This is a genomic window from Herminiimonas sp. Marseille-P9896 (assembly GCF_903993245.1).
GTDB lineage: Bacteria > Pseudomonadota > Gammaproteobacteria > Burkholderiales > Burkholderiaceae_D > Oxalicibacterium > Oxalicibacterium contaminans.
Genome location: NZ_CAJEVT010000001.1, coordinates 844,165 through 861,658, shown reverse-complemented (window position 1 = coordinate 861,658; position 17,494 = coordinate 844,165). Strand labels below are relative to the sequence as shown.

Here is a 17,494-nt window from a genome sequence, read left to right as displayed (position 1 = left end):
CCACAAATAAACACTTTTTCACACTGTCGCCCACTTTAGAGGATGCACCATTACCGGTCAAGCGATATTCAGGGGTAAAAACAAGAATTTTTTCAATGAAGTCAAGGACTTAGCGCATTACGTTGACGCAACATGTAAATGAAATACCTCTAAGAATTAAGCACTTATGATTGATAGTGAAAGTGGCACTTCAGATAAACACATGTGTTTATCCAGGAAAACGCAGTGCACGATGGGGAAATTTCTGTAGGATTTTGGTGCGTCTTGTCGTCAAGATCGCGGAAAAATCGGCTTAATGCCGATTTCTTGGCTAATATCGAAAATTTCGCTGCGGACCACAGCATTTGATATCAAAAGAATATGATGCAACGCAAAAACAAGGTTGTTTTATTGCCTAATTTGCACCATTTAAACAGGCCAATTTAACAATTCGCCACCGTCCTGCCAAACCGGATTTTACTGTCCGATATATTGCGGCGGCGAACCACATTGGGCCGACGGATCAGGTACTGGTTTACAGTACAGGAAAGCTTCCTCCCGCACTGCTGCACCACGTCGACGCGGACGACCATCGCGGCCACGTATGATGAATGGAGCAAAGCACTCCTGGCTTTCACGATACTCGCGTTGCATGCGTTCGCAATCGAGCTGCTTCTGCGTCAGGCTGTCACGCGCCCCCATCACCGCTCCTGCCGGTTGCGGCGGCGCTGGCCGCTCTTCATTCGCACGTTCCACCATCGCTTTTTCACGCGCTGCACGTACCGCCGCATCCTGGCGCTGCGCATCAGTCAGTTCGGAAGGATTGGTATCGACCCGGGTCGCCGCATTCCGGTAACGCTCAGGCACCTGGTCCGAAAACTGGGTACGCCCTTTTTCATCTACCCAGCGATAGATTTCATCTGCATGCACGGCCGACGCCATGCAGCAGCAAGCGATAAAAGTAAGGAAGGTGTGTGCCATGAGTCGCCTTGTATACGCGGACAGGTAATAGCTTTATAGCATGCCTGTAACGCGCATGCCCACGTCATCTCAGCGGAAGAAGTGACCGGTGCCGAACAAGCCGATGAGACCGATCACGATCAGGTACAAGGCCACGATGAAATTCAGCAAACGCGGCATCAGCAAAATCAGGATACCGGAGATCAGGGCGAGCAGTGGTGCGAGGGTAATATGCAGATTCAAGGCAGACTCCTATATGTAAACCGTCAAGGCAAATTCTTGCGGCAGAAGCTTACCCTATCCGCATCGCTCGTTCGCTTGCACAGCGCACCATGTCGCAAATAAAAAAGCGCGCAATCGGTAACGATCGCGCGCCAAGCAACACCCTCAGGCATCGCATCAGGATTTATTTATTTCGGCAGCAGAACCGTATCGATCACGTTGATCACACCGTTAGATTGATACACATCATAGGTACTGATACTGGCCGTATTACCGCTGTCATCCTTCACATTGATATTGTGTTTGCCATTCATGACAAAGGTCAGTTTTGCACCATTGGCGCTTGCCAGTTGTGCGCTGCCTTTGTTTTTCTTGATGGCTTTTTCGAGAGCAGCAAAGTCATATTTGCCGGGTACCACGTGATAGGTCAGGATTTTTGTCAGGGTTGCCTTGTTTTCCGGCTTGACCAGATTCTCTACCGTACCGGCGGGTAATTTGCCGAACGCAGCATTGGTTGGCGCGAATACAGTGAACGGGCCTTTCCCTTTCAGGGTATCAACCAGGCCCGCTGCTTTCACGGCAGCGACCAAGGTAGTGTGATCGGCTGAATTCACTGCGTTATCAACAATATCCTTGCTGGGCAGCATGCTTTGCCCACCGACCATGACGGCATCGGCAGCATAAACGAATGAAACTGAAGCGAGTGAGGCGGACAGCAGCAAGGCATAAGAAAGTTTGCGCATGATCGTTTCCTTCCGGAGTGTGCAGGATTGCGTAGTGATATACGGCGTCCCGACACGGACAGATTCAACTATGTGCGTATGTATTTGCCTGCATATATACCTGCAGCAACTTAACTGGCTGCATGGCCATACCGATGGCGCAAAAAAAAACGGTGCGACTTTCATCGCACCGTTTTGCATAGAAGTTGAAGCAAGCCGATAGGCCGGATTCTGTTACGACACATGGGCAAGCCCATGCGTTATGACAACCATTCCTCTAGGCCGTGAATTACTCCACGGCTCAAGCTTCCTACCCGCACGCTCCGCGAGCAACGTCAACGCGTGCCTATTTGGAATTGCTCCGAGTGGAGGTTACCGCGTTTCACCGTAACTTAATACGCTCGTCTCTGTGGCCCTATTCCTCGCCTCACGGCGGACGGCCGTTAACCGTCACCCTGCTCTATGGAGTCCGGACCTTCCTCCCGCCATCACCGAAATGACAGCCAGCGGTTGTCTTGGCTTACTTCAGCCGACATTGTAGTCCAGCAAGCGTCGGCAAGCGCGAATAATGTTTTATCATGCACTTGCGCGATAGAAATTTATCCTGATTTCACCCATCCCCCTGCACGCAGAGATTCATTACATGAAATTGTACGAAACGCTCGCCGCCGAACTCGCGCAATCCATACAGGATGGCGTCTTGCGCATGGGTGATCGTCTGCCTTCAGTACGCCAGGCCAGCACCAGTCGCGCGGTCAGCCCATCCACCGTCTTCCAGGCTTACTACCTGCTGGAAGCACGCGGCCTGATACGGGCGCGCGAACGCTCCGGTTACTACGTAGCCGGTGCCGCGCAGAAATTACCGCCGGAACCGGAACAGGCCTCGCAGCCGGACGAAGCGTCATCGCCTGTCGACATCAGTGAACGCGTGTTTGAAGTCCTGGAATCCGCGAAGATGCGCGACCTAGTGCCGTTCGGCTCGGCGTTCCCCAGTCCTTTGCTATTCCCTATGGCCAGGCTGGCGCGGGCGATGGCATCCAGCGTGCAGCAACTCGATCCGTGGAGCGCCGTCGATGACCTGACGCCGGGCAATCCGCAATTGCGGCGCCAGATCGCCTTGCGCTATCTGGCTGACGGTTTGCATATACATAGCGATGAAATCGTCATCACCAACGGTGCGCTGGACGCGCTCAACCTGTGCCTAGGCGCAGTGACGCGTCCCGGCGACGCAGTACTGGTCGAGTCACCTACCTTTTATGCCGCATTGCAGGCACTGGAACGCAACAGCCTGCACGCGATAGAAGTACCTACCCATCCGCGTGAAGGCATAGACCTCGCAGCGCTGGCACGCGCCATCGAACGGCACCAGCCAAAAGCATGCTGGCTGATGAGTACCTTCCAGAACCCACTCGGCAGCCTGATGCCGGATGAAAAAAAACGCGACCTCGTCAAGTTGCTGACACAACATGAAATCCCGCTGATCGAAGACGATGTCTACGGCGAACTCTACTTCGGCGACAAACGACCGATGCCGGCCAAGGCCTATGACAGCAAAGGCCTGGTCATGCATTGCTCGTCTTTCTCCAAATGCCTGGCTCCCGGCTATCGTGTCGGCTGGGCTGCACCCGGCCGTTTTACTCGTGCCGTGGCGCGCCACAAGCTGACCACGACGCTGGCCGCTTCCGCTCCGGCACAGGCAGCACTCGCCACCTATCTGGAAAAAGGCGGCTACGACAAACACCTGCGCCAGTTGCGCCACACACTGTCGGTCCAGCAAACACTCTTCATGGAAGCGATCGCCCGCTACTTTCCGCCGGGTACACAGGCGACACGGCCCAAAGGCGGATATTTCCTGTGGCTGGAACTACCTGCTGAAGTCAATGCACTGGAATTGCATCGGCAGGCGCTGGCAATGGGCATCAGCATTGCACCGGGACCTATCTTCTCCGCCCATCACGGTTTCACCAATTGCATACGCCTGAACTATGGCCATACGTGGGATGAACGCAGCGAGACCGCACTCGCAACCCTGGGCGCATTGGTACAAAAGATGGCCTGAGCCTGCGCAACCATACCTTTTTAATCATCACAAAATGGTGATCAGGCATTTGTGCGCAAACTGCTATGGTTTTTTGCGCAGCTACTGATGCTAGGCAAAGCAGCCTTACCCCCTTACCCTTGCAGTATCATGTAGAAAATCCGACAAGCTGCAGAGGAGCTAGCGCGCATCATCCTGCCCTCAGCCCACCAGAGACCTATAACAATGAGTGCATCGCACACCATGCGTAGTCCATGCTCAGCCTTGCTCCGAGTGCTCGCCGCCGCCAGCCTCGTTCTTGCCGCCGGTACTGCAATTGCTGCAGCGGACGCGGCTCCCGACACCGGCAAAATCCCCGACACCATCGCGCAACGCGTGGCTGCCTGTGTGGTGTGCCACGGCAAGGAAGGCCGCGCCGGCAGCGACGGCTACTATCCACGCATTGCAGGCAAACCAGCCGGCTATCTATATAACCAGCTCATCAACTTCCGCGACGGCAAACGGACTTATCCGGTCATGACCGCCATGCTGGAAAACATGTCGGATACCTACCTGCGCGAAATCGCACAATACTTCTCCGATCAGCATCCGCCCTACCCCGAACCGCAAGCCTCGCAATCAAATCCTGCTGAACTGGAACGGGGTCGTCGCCTGGTGCATGACGGTGACAAAGCCAAAGGTATACCGGCCTGCGTCGCCTGCCATAGCGCAAAAATGACCGGCACCGCACCTGCCATCCCCGGCCTGATCGGTTTGCCGCGTGACTATCTGCTGGGCCAAATAGGCGCATGGAAGATAGGCACGCGCCACGCCGCCAAGCCGGACTGCATGGCCGACATCGTCAAAAAAATGAGTGCGGAAGATATCAGTGCCGCCGCCGCCTGGTTGTCCGAACAGCGCGTACCGGCCGATGCCTCGCCAGCCCCCGCCATCACGGCCAAGCTCCCGCTGGAATGCGGCAAACTCGCACCGTAGGGAAGCAGACCCATGAAACGATCCTATCTCCTCCGCCTTTTTGCTCTGCTGCTCGGCATCTTCACGGTCTTCATCGTCTGGCTATTCCTCGCCAATCGCAACCCTGACCTCGACCAGCCGTCGGTGCCACCTGCCGATCCGGCCCAGCAACTGGTACAAGGTGCCTACCTCGCACGCGTCGGCAATTGCATGAGCTGCCACACCGCGCGCGGCGGCGAGTCCTATGCTGGTGGCCGTGCGGTACCGACCCCGTTTGGCAATATCTATACATCCAACCTGACGCCGGATGACGCAACCGGTCTGGGCAAATGGAATAGCGACGATTTCTGGCAAGCGATGCACAACGGTAAATCGAAAGACGGCAGCCTGCTCTATCCGGCCTTCCCGTACACCAACTACACCAAGGTCACGCGCGCAGATTCGGATGCCATCTTCGCTTACCTGCAAACCCTGCCTGCGGTCAGTCAGCCGAATCGCGCACCTGAGCTGCGCTCCCCTTACGACAACCGTCTCGCACTCTATGTCTGGCGTGCGCTCTACTTCCGTCCCGGCCAGTACGCGAATGATGACAAACAATCGGTGGAATGGAATCGCGGTGCTTATCTGGCACAGGGCCTGGGCCATTGCAGTGCCTGCCATACCCCGCGCGATAGCCTCGGCGGTACCGACCTGAAAGCAGAACTCGGCGGCGGCATGATCCCAGTGCTGAACTGGTACGCACCGCCATTGAATGGTGACGCCCCGACCAGCCTCGGCAAATGGGAAACCGAACACCTGGCAGCACTGCTGAAAACCGGCGTCGCACCAAGCCGCTCCGTCAGCGGGCCGATGGCAGAAGTCGTATTCGGCAGCCTGCAATATGCGAAGGATGAAGACATCAAGGCGATGGCGGTTTACCTGAAATCACTACCGCAACAAATCGCGGCACCGGCAGTGACAGCTGAAAGCATCCCGGATGAAACCAAGAAAAACATGATCAAGGCCGGTGCCAAGTTGTATGAAAACCAGTGCGCCAGCTGTCATCAGGAATCCGGCAAAGGTGTAGCCTCCATCTATCCGGCACTGGCCGGTAGCCGTGCGATCACCACACCGGTTGCGACCAATGCCATCCGCATGGTCTTGCATGGCGGCTATGCCCCGAGTACCGCAGGCAATCCGCGTCCTTACGGCATGCCACCATACGGTCACTCGATGACGGATGAAGAAGTCGCCTCTGTCGTGACCTACATCCGCAATTCCTGGGGCAACCAGGCTAGCGCGGTCTCACCCAACGATGTCAATCGTTATCGCTCACGTTAAAACATGCCTGCATCGCATTCATCATCACGTCACACACCACTACTAAGCAGCAAACACAAGAGCAAGACCAGCACCACTTTGCTGGCAGTCTTGCTCGGCGGCACCGGTGCACATCGTTTTTACTTATATGGTCGCAAGGACTTCTGGGCCTGGATTTACTTCTGTGCTTTTGTTCTTTTCATCCTGACCCTGTTCGTCGCGCAGACATCGAGTTCGCTGGCGCTGAATCTGCTCAGCCTGTTTCCTATTCCCGTCTTCGCGGCGTGGATAGAAGCGCTCGTGATCGGCCTCACACCGGATGAGAAATGGGATGCGAAACATAACGAACTGTCGGCACAACAATCCGACTCGCGCTGGTCTGTCGTCATCCTGATCGTGCTCACTTTCGCCTGCACATTCACCACCATCGTCATCAGCATGGCACGCATGACAGATTTATTTCTCACTGGTGGTGCTTACGGTTAATCGCATCTCCGCATAGCGCTCTATAATCGTTCATTGCACATCACCATCGAAATAGCGCATCCATGTCTACTATCGATTTCCGCCTGCCACCGATTCCTTGCCTGATTGCATTTGAAGCGCGTGCACGCCTGGGCAGCGGCGTACTGGTCGCGCGCGAATTGTGCATTTCACCGAGCGCCGTCAGTCATCGCATCAAGCAACTGGAAGAAGCGACCAATCTGCAACTGTTTCGCAAGACCAGCGGCGAAGCAGTCCTCACCGCCGATGGCCAGGCTTACCTGGAAGCGGTGCGCAATGCGCTGAATACACTGAGTCACTTCGGGCGCAATCCCGCTGCCAGCAGCAAAGTTAAAAAGCAATTGCGCATCGCCGCGCCACCGACCTTTGCCTATCAGATCATCATTCCGCGCCTGAGCTCGTTGCAGGAAAATTTCCCGGCACTGCGTTTTGAGTTACAGCTATCAGTGCCACTGGTCGGTTTGAAAGCAGACGATTCGGATATAGAAATACGTTTCGGCATAGGCCACTATCCCGGTTATCACGTCACGCGCATACTCGATGAAGATGTGGTGCCTATGTGCAGCCCGGAATACCTGGCGCAACACGGTCCGTTTGAGACTTACGAAGACCTGCAGCGCGCGACCTTGCTACGCTGCACGATAGAACCGTGGCATCCATGGTTCCAGGCGGCCGGTCTGGACTGGCGCGAGCCGGTCGGTACACTGCAATTCGTCGATATCGGGTCCTGCATGCAGGCAGCGGCATGGGGTCACGGCGTCGCGCTGGCGCGTCCGAAAATGGCAGCCTCACTGACCGCCAGCGGGCGCCTGGTACCGGTGTTTGATTTGAGTGCGAAGCCTGCCTATTCCTACTTCGCAACTTGCTTGCCGGAAGCCTTGCAACATACGGAGTCGCTGGAAGTAATCAACTGGCTGCGCAGCGACCTTGAGCGTGAAGATGCGATGCAGGCATTGGCGCTGGCCAGCAAACCATCAGGCAAAAGAAAAAAATAGGCAGTACCTCGCACGCGCGGGGCACTGCCTAAAGAGACACACCATCTTCAGAGGGTGTAACGTTCAACGGCTTCCTCTTTCCACTGGATACCGTTGCCAGGACTATCCCGTACGATCGCGTTGCCATTGCGTACCTGCAATGGGTCGACCAATATCGGATCTGCCATCTGGAAATACTCTATGTAATGCGCAGTCGGTGTCACGCGCAGCAAATGCACGCTGATTTCCTGGAAGAAGTGATTCGAGACACGCACATTATTCGCCGCGCACAAACCGACCGTTTGCATCCAGCCCGACACGCCACCTATCTTCATCAGGTCCGGCATCATGTAATCCGATGCCTTCATGCGCAGGCTCTCTGCTACCTGACGAGGCCCCCACAAGTTTTCGCCTAGCTGCAGCGGCGTTTTGATGGCAGCTGCAATTTGCGCATGACCACAGTTGTCGTCGTAACGGGTCGGCTCCTCTATCCACAGCAAACCTTCATCATCCAGCGCCGGACAACGCACCATCGCTTCAGCCACATCCAGACTCTGGTTGTAATCGACCATCAGGCGCGCCGCACCTTCCGTCGCCTTGATCGCTGCACGCACCACCGCAATATCTTCCTGCAAGGTCGGATAGCCGATCTTGATCTTGATCGCCTTGAAGCCGCGCTCCACTGCAGCGGCCACATGCTTGACCGCATCTGCCATCCCATCCATACCGAAACTGGCATACGCAGGGATACCGTCAGCCGCAGTACCACTGCCTACGCTGCCACCCAGCGCACGCACCAGCGGCAGCTGAAGAAACTTCGCATGCGCATCCCACACCGCCATGTCGATACCGGCCAGCACCATGTCCACCAGGCCATAGGTACCGATCAGCATGAAGCGGCTACGCAGACTATTCGTCAGCCCCAGCGGATCCAGCGGCTGACCTTCGAGCAACAAGTTCAGGTCAGTCGCCAGTTGTTTGACTGCGCCCAGCACCAGCGGCGTGTACGTGAAGATATACGCATGACCGCAAACACCGGCATCCGTCTGTACATCCAGCAATAGCATGGGTGCTGCTTGCACCGTACCGCTCGCCGTTTTCAGTGGTTGTGCGAGCGGTACGATCAACGCACGTACACGCATTTCAGTGATGAGAGGTAAAGACATAATCACCCTGCTATCTAAAAATGAAAACACCGCCTTCGTAAAGGCGGCTTAACCTTATTGCAAACGGTCGCTGCCGTCAGGTACACGTGACAGTGCAGGCAAAGGTCCGAGCTCGGCAGCAAACTGCGCGCGCTCGGTTTCCGCTTCTGCGTCATTGAACTCGACTGGTGTCAATGCGCGACGATTGACCTTCAATTCGAATACATCGAAACGATTGTAGTAACCGACCACATCCTGGAATTGTTTAGGTACGACGCATTTGGCGAGATCGATATCGGCATAGACGATGCCTTCTTCATCCTGCAAGGTGTCGCTGATAGGCATGCCATCCGGGCCCATGATCATGGAAACGCTCTTCGATGCTTCTTCCATCAGGCGACGTACGCGCGGATCATTGCGGCTGATCATGTCAATCGCTTCTGGTGGCAGGAAGCCGGAAGCAACGATGTTGAACATCTTGCCTTCAAACGCAGCAGCACCGGCACGCAAGCGGATCGATGCTTCCAGGTCATACGCCACTTCGCCGGAAGGATGGGTAGGCCAACGTGGCGAGTATGCGGAGATGTGTACGTTTTCGCCTTGCGCCATCAGTGAGAAGCGCGCCAGCGCGTTTGTGTTTTCACCGCACACCAGTGCGCCGATGCGGCCGATACGTGTATCGACCACGCGCAAACCACTGCCATCACCGCTGGCCCATGCCAGCTTTTCCCAATGGGTGGCGATCAGTTTGCGATGACGATTCAGGATGCTGCCGTCGTCGCCGATCAGGATGTTGGTATCCCAGACACAGCCCATGCTGACAGGTGTGCCTTCATTGATACCCATCGAAACAAACACGCCATGACGACGTGCTGCTTCGCGCAACTGCGCTACTTCCGGGCCATTGATTGTTATCGCTGACGAAGCCAGCTTGAAAAAGAATTCATGCGTTTCAACTGGCGCCCATACACCACACCAGATCGGGAATGCAGAGACAAACGCTTCCGGGAATGCAATCAACGAAGCGCCATTGCGCGCAGCTTCAGCGATCAGGTCGCAAGCTTTATCAATGGTGGCAGGGGTGTCGAAATAGATAGGCGCTGCATGACATGCTGCAGCCTTGAATTTTGGATATTCCTTCATTACTACTCTCCTAAAATATATTTTGAGTCCGGATAGTGAGTCCGAAAGTCACGTGCCACTATAGGCGGGGTACAGCGAAAAAAGAGCGCTTTACAGATTGAAATGATTTGCATCCGGGATGCAGGAAAACTGCATCCCTAATGCCAGAGCCGCTACCAGACCATGCGGGTGAACGGGAACACATACGCCTGCAAGGTGACGAACAGACCAACCAGACAAGCCAGTGCGATCGAATGGAAGAAGACATAGCGCAGGATCTCGCCTTCATGGCCGTACCACTTGGTGGCCGTTGCGGCCACCACGATGGATTGCGCATCGATCATCTTGCCCATCACGCCGCCCGATGAATTGGCTGATGCCATCAACACAGGATTCAAGCCCAGCTGCTCTGCGGTAGTTTTTTGCAAGCCGCCGAACAGGACATTCGCTGCAGTATCGGAACCAGTCAGTGCGACGCCCATCCAGCCCAGCAAAGTACCGAAGAAAGGATAAAAGGCACCGGTGTGGGCAAATGCCAGACCCAGGGTCGAATCCATGCCGGAGTAACGTGTGATGTAACCGAGCGCGAGCATCGCGGCGATGGCGATCAGTGAGTGACGCAGTATCTTCAGCGTGTCCCAATACACGACAAACAATTGCTTGAAGCGATAGCCCATCACCAGGCCGGAAATCATCGACGCAATGAAAATCCCGGTACCGGTTGCAGACAACCAGTTCAGGTTAAAGATGGCGGCTTCCACATGCGGATGCAAAGCGACTGGTGGCATTTTTTGCGTCAACATATGCAACCACGGCCATTCGAAGCGCAGCACCGAAATGCCGTCCAGCATCTTCTTCCAGCCCGGTATACCCCACAGGAACACCAGCACCGACAGAATGAACCACGGCAACCACGCGCGTATCACCGCCTCACGTGTATGGGTATGGATCACTGACGCTTGCTGTTGTTGTGGCGCAGCCTTGAACTTGCCAGCAGCCGAAGTCCAGATCGTGGCCGGTTTCCATACGCGCAGGAACAGGGTCAGCAAGACCATAGACGAAATCGCTGCACCGACGTCCACCAGCCACGGTCCGTGGAAGTTGGAAATCAGGTATTGCGGTACCGCGAACGCAGCAGCAGCCACCAGGATCGCAGGCCACACAGCCAGCATGCCGCGGAAACCGCAGAAGGCCCAGATCAACCAAAATGGCACCAGCATGGAAAACACCGGCAACTGACGACCTACCATGCCCGACAGTTGCAGCATGTCGAGTCCGGTCACGCCAGCCAGCGCGATGATGGGCGTACCCAGTGCACCGAACGCTACCGGTGCGGTATTCGCAATCAGCGACAAACCGGAAGCAGCCAGCGGAGCGAAACCAAGTCCAATCAGCATCGCACCAGTTACTGCTACCGGCGTGCCGAAGCCACCTGCACCTTCAAAGAATGCACCGAAGGAAAACGCCACCAGCAACAGTTGCAAACGTCGGTCCGTCGTAATGCCGGTGATACTTTCCTGCAGCACCTTGAAGTAGCCTTTACGCTCGGTGAGTTGATACAGAAAAATGACGTTCAGGATGATCCAGCCGATAGGCATCAGACCATTCGCCGCGCCGTATGCAGCGGACGACAGCGCACTCGAAGCAGGCATGGTGAAACAGAATATCGCGACCACGATAGCCGAGCCCAGACCGAGCAGCGCGGCAATATGTGCCCTGATATGAAAGAAAGCCAACGCCGACAACATCACGACGACAGGTACTGCCGCCGCCAGCGTTGAAAGTAGCGCGTTGTTAAAAGGATCGTACACGTGTGACCACATCATTTAGTCTCCCAGGAAATGGGGGTAATCGTTAGCAGGCATGAAGCCGACGTCATTTTTTTAATTGATCTTTACAGCTGAACAGCGACGCAAATTCTGTCATAGCTGATTCCGGCGAAGGCGTGAAAAGGATGCAATCCGATGTGAAGCAAAATGAAATTTGCTATGAGAAGTGAAGTGTTTCGCGACATGAACATCAGCGAAAAACAACAGAGAGAATTGACGAGAGTAGCGAGAGAAAAATTGCAAAAGAAAGCGCACTCTTATCGTACGCAACATACAAACGCACTCGAAAAGTGCGCGCCCGCACCAAGGCGAAACAGGCCACATGCAAGAGTGCACACATCTGCCCTGCCGTGAGCAAAAGCTTGCCAATTTCCACTGGCATGACTCATGCTAAGACAAATACAAACTTGTATACATGAGGGTATTCAAAATGTTGGGATGGACTATAGTTGATTGGCAAAACGCTTACCGCGACGGTGCAACACCGGCATCTTTACTTCCCGGCTTGCTGGACAGCATGGCGCAGGATGATGCCGCCTGGATCACGCTGATAGACCAGCCTTATCTGGCAACGCAATTAGAAGCGCTGGAAGCCAGACGTGTATCCAATCCGGATCTGAGCAAGCTGCCTTTGTACGGGGTACCGTTTGCGGCCAAGGACAATATCGATGTAGCAGGCATACGTACCACTGCGGCCTGCCCCGAATTTGCCTACATCGCGGAACAACATGCGACCGTGGTACAGCGCTTGCTGGATGCAGGCGCTATCGTCATCGGCAAAACCAATCTTGATCAATTCGCTACCGGCCTGGTCGGCATCCGCTCTCCTTACGGCGTCGTGCCAAATACCTTCGATGCGGAATATGTTTCCGGTGGCTCCAGTTCCGGTTCTGCCTCGGTCGTTGCGCGTGGCCTGGTACCGTTTTCACTCGGCACCGATACCGCAGGTTCGGGTCGCGTACCGGCAGGACTTAACAATATCGTCGGACTGAAACCAACGGTAGGTTCACTCAGCGGACGTGGCGTAGTACCGGCATGCCGTACGCTGGATTGCGTTTCCATTTTCGCGACCACCGTCGCTGATGCAGAACTGGTCTATACACAAGCTGCGGGCTACGATGACGCAGATGCCTATTCCCGTGCGCGTCCGGAACAAGTGTCAACCACGCTGCCAGCCAAACCGCGTTTCGGCATCCCGGCTGCACCCGAATTCTATGGTGATGCTGTGGCCGAAACGGCTTATGCAAAGGCATTGGATGCAGTACGCGCCAGCGGCGCGGAATGCATACCGCTCGACTTCTCACTCTTCGATCAAGTCACCGCCCTGCTCTACGATGGCCCATGGGTAGCCGAACGCTACGCCGCCATTGCAGCCTTCGCCGAAGAACATGCGGATGCCATCCATCCGGTCGTACGCAACATCATCTTCCGCGCGCAGGAATTCTCTGCGGCGGATACCTTCAATGCGCAATACAAGCTGGCTGACCTCAAGCGCGCTGCCGACAAGATCATGGCCTCGGTCGATGCCTTGCTGGTACCGACCGCACCGACGCATTACAAAATCGCAGACGTCGCTGCAGACCCGGTTCGCCTCAACAGCCACATGGGCAAGTACACCAACTACGTCAATCTGCTGAACTGGTGCGCTCTGGCCGTACCGGCCAACCTGCGTAACGACGGCCTGCCGTTCGGACTGACGCTGATAGGCCCGGCCTGGTCGGATCAGGCCTTGGCTGCCTACGGAAAACGTTGGCAGGCGCAAACAGGGCTGACGCGTGGTGCTACCGGATTGCCTTATAACGGGGCTGACGCAACGACATCGACCAAGGAGCAAGTACCGGCAGGTCACTTGCGCATCGCCGTGGTAGGTGCACACCTGACCGGCATGCCACTGAATCGTGAGCTGACGGAACGCCAAGCCATGCTGGTAGAAAGCACACTAACCGCCAGCAATTACCGTCTGTACGCACTGGCACAAACCGTCCCGCCCAAGCCCGGTCTGGTGCGCAGCAAGGATGGCGCTGCGATTGCTGTGGAGTTATGGGATATCCCGCTCACCGCCTTCGGCTCCTTTGTCGCTGGTGTACCCGCGCCACTGGGTATAGGCACGCTGGAACTGGCCGACGGCAGGCTGGTGAAAGGTTTCATCTGTGAACCCTATGCACTGGAAAGTGCGCAGGACATTACAACCTACGGCGGCTGGCGCGCATATTGCAACAAGGCAGCCTGAACTGACTTTTGGAATGCACCATGATCCCCAAGCTTAAATTTGCCAAAGTCCTGCCGGACAGCCTCGCCTCACAAGCCTACACCCGGCTGAAAGCGGATATCTTTGATTTCCACTTCCTGCCCGGTGATCGCTTTAGCGAAAACGAAATGAGCGAGCGCCTGCAAATGAGCCGTACGCCAGTACGCGAAGCATTATTCCGTTTGCAGCGTGAAGGCTATGTAGAAGTCTTGCACAAAGCAGGCTGGCAAATCAGGCCCTTCGATTTCCAGATGTTTGAGCAACTGTACGACGTACGCAGCGTGCTCGAATGCGCTGCCGTCGAGCAATTGTGCACGATGCCGGAAACACCGCCACTATTGCAGGAACTGGCTGCGCTCTGGTTCGTACCGGAACATGAACGCATCACAGATGTGCCTACACTCTCGGTGCATGACGAACGCTTCCACGAACAACTGGTAGAAGCCAGTGGCAACGTCGAGATGGCACGCATACATCACGAAATCACCGAACGCATACGCGTCATCCGTCGTCTCGAATTCACCAAGGAAATGCGCATAGAAGTCACCTATACCGAACATGCACACATCCTGCGTGCCATCATCGAGAAACGCAGCTGTCAGGCCAAGGACCTGCTGCGCGCCCACATCGCCCTGAGTCAATCTGAAGTGAAGAAAATCACAATACAGATGTTGCACCAGGCGCGGCTGGCGGCGCAGCTATCGGCCTGAGCGGATCGGCAACTGATACGGATCAAGCGACGATATAGCTGCTGTCGTCCAGCAGCATGTCTTCAAAGAAGGCACCAAACTGCTGTTCCGGATGACGGATATGGATTTCCAGTATCCAGCGCATGCCGGATGGTGTCGCTGCAAAATCGGCCAGCGAACCCGTGTGTATGGCCGCATGTGGGAAGTCAGATACGCGATGGCCGGGCAGGTCAAAGTTCAATTCCCAGCCACGTTGCCGCGCTTGCTGTTCGGCGTAGCGATATAGCTCTTGTCCGCTCGCCCGCTCCTCTAGCCAGACCTTGCGCACGACATGAAAAATCTCTTCTGCATCGGCAGCACAGCGTGCGTACTCGGCGTTCTGGCCGACTACAAAGGATGCGCCGCCATCCCCTTCCCATGCTGCAAAACGCGGTGCCATATCGATAAAGAAAATATCGTTTTCCTGCAACACGATGCCCGGCTCGGAAGCCTGCTTCATCGCCTTCATGGTATTCCTGCCGAACCGTATGCGCGTCGGATGCCAGGTCAGATCCAGGCCGGAAGCGATCAGCGTACGTTTCGCCATGTCGACCGCATCCTCTTCCACCATGCCCGGTCGCACCAGCGCGGCGATGGTACGTATCGCTTCACGAGTTTTGGCGCGCGCCTGCAACATGCCATCTACTGAAAAAGCCGGGCCTACATCCTCGGCACTGGATATTGCTACTTCCATCTTGCTCTCCTGATTGAATAACCAGTCGCACATCCCGAAATGAGCTGTGCTGAACCCGTATCCAGTATGCAAAGCAAGAGCAAAAAGCAAAACCATAGTCTGCGGTCTTAATCCGCCAAACATGACGGCTATCCTGCCAAAGCAATGCTTGCCCCCCTGATTCTGTCTATATGCAACTGGCGGCCTGCATCAGGTATGATTTGCACAGATTTTTACCAATCCCGAATTTTTCTGCACACCACTTTTCATGCGCAAAATTACGATAGGCCTCGTCGTCTTCCCCCGTTTCCAGATGCTGGACATCGCTGCGCCCGGCGACGCCTTTGCCGAGGTCAAAGTACTCAGCAATGGCGAATGCGAATATGAAATCCTGACTATCGCCACCACGCGCGGGCCTATCCAGTCATCCAGCGGACTGACCGTCATGCCGGATCGCACCATCTTTGATCCCTGCCCGCACTTTGATACGCTGATCGTGCCGGGCGGGCTTGGGGTGTTCGACATCCTGGAAGACACCACGCTGACCGACTGGCTGGCGGCGCAAGGCGAAAGCTGCCGTCGCATAGGCGCGATCTGTAACGGTGTATTCGCACTGGGTGCGGCGGGCATGATCAATGGCAAGACCGTCACCACACACTGGATGGATGCCGCACGCCTGGCGTCCATGTTCCGCAAGGCGACGGTAGAGCCTGACCGGATTTATGTGAAGGACGACAGTCTCTACACCACGGCTGGCGTGACGGCGGGCATAGACTTGTCGCTGGCGTTGATAGAAGAAGATTTCGGCAAACAAATGGCACTCGATGTGGCCAAGTATCTCATCGTCTACCTGCGCCGCGCTGGCGGACAGTCGCAATTCAGTCCGCTGCTGGAAGTCCAGGTCAAGAACGATTCGCCGGTTGCCGCGGTACAGAACTATGTACTCAACAACCTCAACGTTGAGCATACGCTGCTCAGCATCGCCGATGAAATGCAAATGAGTGCGCGCAATCTGTCGCGCGTCTTCAAGCAGGAAACCGGTTTAACACTGATGAATTTCGTCAATGACGCCCGCATCGATGCGGCACGTCGTTATCTGGAATCGACCGATCTCGGCCTGAGTGAAATTGCCCGCCGTTGCGGACTGACGAATGCAGCTACGCTGCGCCGCATCTTCTCGAAACGATTGGGTATAGGACCGAGCGACTACCGCCAGCGTTTCCGCTCTGACGCCACGATAGCCGCTGCGCCAAATTAAGCGATCCCGGCGATGACGCACACTTCACGCGTAATCGCGCCATCGACCGCGGCCAGATCATTGAGGATAGTAAAGTGATTGCGCTGCGCCAGCGGCACCAGCGCGCCTGGCAAGGCATTACGCGCTGCACCGAATTGCTCGGACTGACGCTGCAACTCGGCTAATTCATCCGAACCATACATCAGCGTCAACGGACGTGGACTGAGCGGCAGCAGTAACGGGCTCAGCTCCTTCTCTTCCGCTGCACTCAGTTGCAGTTTGTTATTCAGGTAGCACAGGCGTATCGGTTCCAGGTCATAGATGCCGCTGATCGCCACACCACCGATCACACCGGGCTCATCGACGCACATGGCAGTCAGGTGCCCACCGGCCGACCAACCGGATACGACGATGCGTTCCACGTCAGCGCCAAACTCTGCGGCATGCTGCCGCAACCAGGCTATGCCCGCCCTTACCTCTGCCACGATTTCAGTCAATGTCGCATCCGGTGCCAGCGTATAACCAATCAGCGCGACATGCATGCCGTGCGCCAACGGTCCTGCAGCGAGAAAGCTGAAGGTTTCCTTGGCCCGCATTTGCCAGTAGCCGCCGTGGATAAACACTAGCAGCGGTCCCGGCTTGTTGCCGGCAAAGTAATCGATGCGATTGCGTTCTGCCGGGCCATAGCGCAGGTCTAGCCGCTGCCCGTACTCGGCGCGCAAAGCCGCACTGCGCTGATCAAAATCTTTCAATATGGCGGGACTGTCCTTGACCGCCAGCGAGTTGTTGTAACCGGCGTCCAGAGCGGCCTGGTCCATGCCGTGATATATCGAATTCATAGCGGATTCACGTTGTTATTT

The 17,494-nt window shown here is 55.8% G+C and carries 16 protein-coding genes and 1 other RNA gene; 8 read left to right on the top strand and 9 right to left on the bottom strand.

What is annotated here, in order from left to right:
* Positions 1–456: 456 nt before the first annotated feature.
* The 4 genes from H7U06_RS04240 to rnpB form a co-directional block, all read right to left on the bottom strand.
* The gene (locus H7U06_RS04240) at positions 457–960 is read right to left on the bottom strand and encodes a DUF4124 domain-containing protein (RefSeq protein ID WP_175624924.1); all 504 of its coding nucleotides are present in this window, start codon (positions 958–960) and stop codon (positions 457–459) included.
* A 69-nt stretch (positions 961–1,029) separates the two neighbouring features.
* Positions 1,030–1,182, bottom strand: coding sequence for a DUF3096 domain-containing protein (locus H7U06_RS04235; RefSeq protein ID WP_175624923.1), 153 nt, complete (start codon positions 1,180–1,182; stop codon positions 1,030–1,032).
* 167 nt (positions 1,183–1,349) lie between these two features.
* Positions 1,350–1,904, bottom strand: coding sequence for a fasciclin domain-containing protein (locus H7U06_RS04230; protein ID WP_175624922.1), 555 nt, complete (start codon positions 1,902–1,904; stop codon positions 1,350–1,352).
* A gap of 183 nt (positions 1,905–2,087) precedes the next feature.
* Positions 2,088–2,410: RNase P RNA component class A (gene rnpB / locus H7U06_RS04225), an RNA gene on the bottom strand.
* A 116-nt stretch (positions 2,411–2,526) separates the two neighbouring features.
* Between rnpB and H7U06_RS04220 the strand changes: the two genes are divergently transcribed.
* From H7U06_RS04220 to H7U06_RS04200, 5 genes are all read left to right on the top strand, one after another.
* Positions 2,527–3,942: a PLP-dependent aminotransferase family protein gene (locus H7U06_RS04220; protein WP_175624921.1), complete on the top strand. Its 1,416-nt coding sequence runs from the start codon at positions 2,527–2,529 to the stop codon at positions 3,940–3,942.
* A gap of 204 nt (positions 3,943–4,146) precedes the next feature.
* Complete coding sequence (locus H7U06_RS04215) at positions 4,147–4,896, top strand: cytochrome c4 (protein WP_254873122.1); 750 nt, start codon at positions 4,147–4,149, stop codon at positions 4,894–4,896.
* A gap of 12 nt (positions 4,897–4,908) precedes the next feature.
* A complete protein-coding gene (locus H7U06_RS04210) occupies positions 4,909–6,195 on the top strand; it encodes a cytochrome c (RefSeq protein ID WP_175624920.1) in 1,287 nt (428 codons plus the stop codon).
* A 3-nt stretch (positions 6,196–6,198) separates the two neighbouring features.
* The gene (locus H7U06_RS04205) at positions 6,199–6,660 is read left to right on the top strand and encodes an NINE protein (RefSeq protein ID WP_175624919.1); all 462 of its coding nucleotides are present in this window, start codon (positions 6,199–6,201) and stop codon (positions 6,658–6,660) included.
* A 62-nt stretch (positions 6,661–6,722) separates the two neighbouring features.
* Positions 6,723–7,673, top strand: a complete 951-nt coding sequence (locus H7U06_RS04200) for a LysR substrate-binding domain-containing protein (RefSeq protein WP_175624918.1) — start codon at positions 6,723–6,725, stop codon at positions 7,671–7,673.
* Positions 7,674–7,720: 47 nt separating this feature from the next.
* On the opposite strand, the gene H7U06_RS04195 is transcribed toward H7U06_RS04200, so the two are convergent.
* The 3 genes from H7U06_RS04195 to H7U06_RS04185 all read right to left on the bottom strand — a co-directional run bounded on the left by H7U06_RS04195 (position 7,721) and on the right by H7U06_RS04185 (position 11,742).
* Positions 7,721–8,818, bottom strand: a complete 1,098-nt coding sequence (locus tag H7U06_RS04195; protein ID WP_175624917.1) for an enolase C-terminal domain-like protein — start codon at positions 8,816–8,818, stop codon at positions 7,721–7,723.
* 54 nt (positions 8,819–8,872) lie between these two features.
* Entirely contained in the window at positions 8,873–9,940 is a 1,068-nt protein-coding gene (locus tag H7U06_RS04190) for a carbon-nitrogen hydrolase family protein (protein ID WP_175624916.1), read from the bottom strand.
* A gap of 152 nt (positions 9,941–10,092) precedes the next feature.
* Positions 10,093–11,742: an L-lactate permease gene (locus H7U06_RS04185; protein ID WP_175625209.1), complete on the bottom strand. Its 1,650-nt coding sequence runs from the start codon at positions 11,740–11,742 to the stop codon at positions 10,093–10,095.
* A 436-nt stretch (positions 11,743–12,178) separates the two neighbouring features.
* On the opposite strand from H7U06_RS04185, the gene atzF reads away from it, so the two are divergent.
* Both atzF and H7U06_RS04175 read left to right on the top strand, forming a co-directional pair.
* Positions 12,179–13,978 carry an allophanate hydrolase gene (gene atzF / locus H7U06_RS04180; protein ID WP_175624915.1) on the top strand — a complete coding sequence of 600 codons (1,800 nt, stop codon included), beginning with the start codon at positions 12,179–12,181 and terminating at the stop codon, positions 13,976–13,978.
* 20 nt (positions 13,979–13,998) lie between these two features.
* Entirely contained in the window at positions 13,999–14,706 is a 708-nt protein-coding gene (locus H7U06_RS04175) for a GntR family transcriptional regulator (protein ID WP_175624914.1), read from the top strand.
* Between the two features lie 22 nt (positions 14,707–14,728).
* Here the strand turns inward: H7U06_RS04175 and H7U06_RS04170 are convergent, their stop codons facing one another.
* The gene (locus H7U06_RS04170) at positions 14,729–15,418 is read right to left on the bottom strand and encodes a M24 family metallopeptidase (RefSeq protein ID WP_175624913.1); all 690 of its coding nucleotides are present in this window, start codon (positions 15,416–15,418) and stop codon (positions 14,729–14,731) included.
* Between the two features lie 247 nt (positions 15,419–15,665).
* Here H7U06_RS04170 and H7U06_RS04165 point away from each other — a divergent pair, with 247 nt between their 5' ends.
* Positions 15,666–16,655: a GlxA family transcriptional regulator gene (locus H7U06_RS04165; protein WP_175624912.1), complete on the top strand. Its 990-nt coding sequence runs from the start codon at positions 15,666–15,668 to the stop codon at positions 16,653–16,655.
* Here the strand turns inward: H7U06_RS04165 and H7U06_RS04160 are convergent.
* Positions 16,652–17,473: an alpha/beta hydrolase gene (locus H7U06_RS04160; protein WP_175624911.1), complete on the bottom strand. Its 822-nt coding sequence runs from the start codon at positions 17,471–17,473 to the stop codon at positions 16,652–16,654. The genes H7U06_RS04165 and H7U06_RS04160 overlap by 4 nt on opposite strands.
* Positions 17,474–17,494 lie beyond the last annotated feature (21 nt).

Bases quoted from the DNA above. Each gene is read 5' to 3' on its own strand.
- H7U06_RS04240 (WP_175624924.1), bottom strand. From the start codon at position 960: ATGGCACACACCTTCCTTACTTTTATCGCTTGCTGCTGCATGGCGTCG.
- H7U06_RS04230 (WP_175624922.1), bottom strand. From the start codon at position 1,904: ATGCGCAAACTTTCTTATGCCTTGCTGCTGTCCGCCTCACTCGCTTCA.
- H7U06_RS04220 (WP_175624921.1), top strand. From the start codon at position 2,527: ATGAAATTGTACGAAACGCTCGCCGCCGAACTCGCGCAATCCATACAG.
- H7U06_RS04215 (WP_254873122.1), top strand. From the start codon at position 4,147: ATGAGTGCATCGCACACCATGCGTAGTCCATGCTCAGCCTTGCTCCGA.
- H7U06_RS04210 (WP_175624920.1), top strand. From the start codon at position 4,909: ATGAAACGATCCTATCTCCTCCGCCTTTTTGCTCTGCTGCTCGGCATC.
- H7U06_RS04205 (WP_175624919.1), top strand. From the start codon at position 6,199: ATGCCTGCATCGCATTCATCATCACGTCACACACCACTACTAAGCAGC.
- H7U06_RS04200 (WP_175624918.1), top strand. From the start codon at position 6,723: ATGTCTACTATCGATTTCCGCCTGCCACCGATTCCTTGCCTGATTGCA.
- H7U06_RS04195 (WP_175624917.1), bottom strand. From the start codon at position 8,818: ATGTCTTTACCTCTCATCACTGAAATGCGTGTACGTGCGTTGATCGTA.
- H7U06_RS04190 (WP_175624916.1), bottom strand. From the start codon at position 9,940: ATGAAGGAATATCCAAAATTCAAGGCTGCAGCATGTCATGCAGCGCCT.
- H7U06_RS04185 (WP_175625209.1), bottom strand. From the start codon at position 11,742: ATGTGGTCACACGTGTACGATCCTTTTAACAACGCGCTACTTTCAACG.
- atzF (WP_175624915.1), top strand. From the start codon at position 12,179: ATGTTGGGATGGACTATAGTTGATTGGCAAAACGCTTACCGCGACGGT.
- H7U06_RS04175 (WP_175624914.1), top strand. From the start codon at position 13,999: ATGATCCCCAAGCTTAAATTTGCCAAAGTCCTGCCGGACAGCCTCGCC.
- H7U06_RS04170 (WP_175624913.1), bottom strand. From the start codon at position 15,418: ATGGAAGTAGCAATATCCAGTGCCGAGGATGTAGGCCCGGCTTTTTCA.
- H7U06_RS04165 (WP_175624912.1), top strand. From the start codon at position 15,666: ATGCGCAAAATTACGATAGGCCTCGTCGTCTTCCCCCGTTTCCAGATG.
- H7U06_RS04160 (WP_175624911.1), bottom strand. From the start codon at position 17,473: ATGAATTCGATATATCACGGCATGGACCAGGCCGCTCTGGACGCCGGT.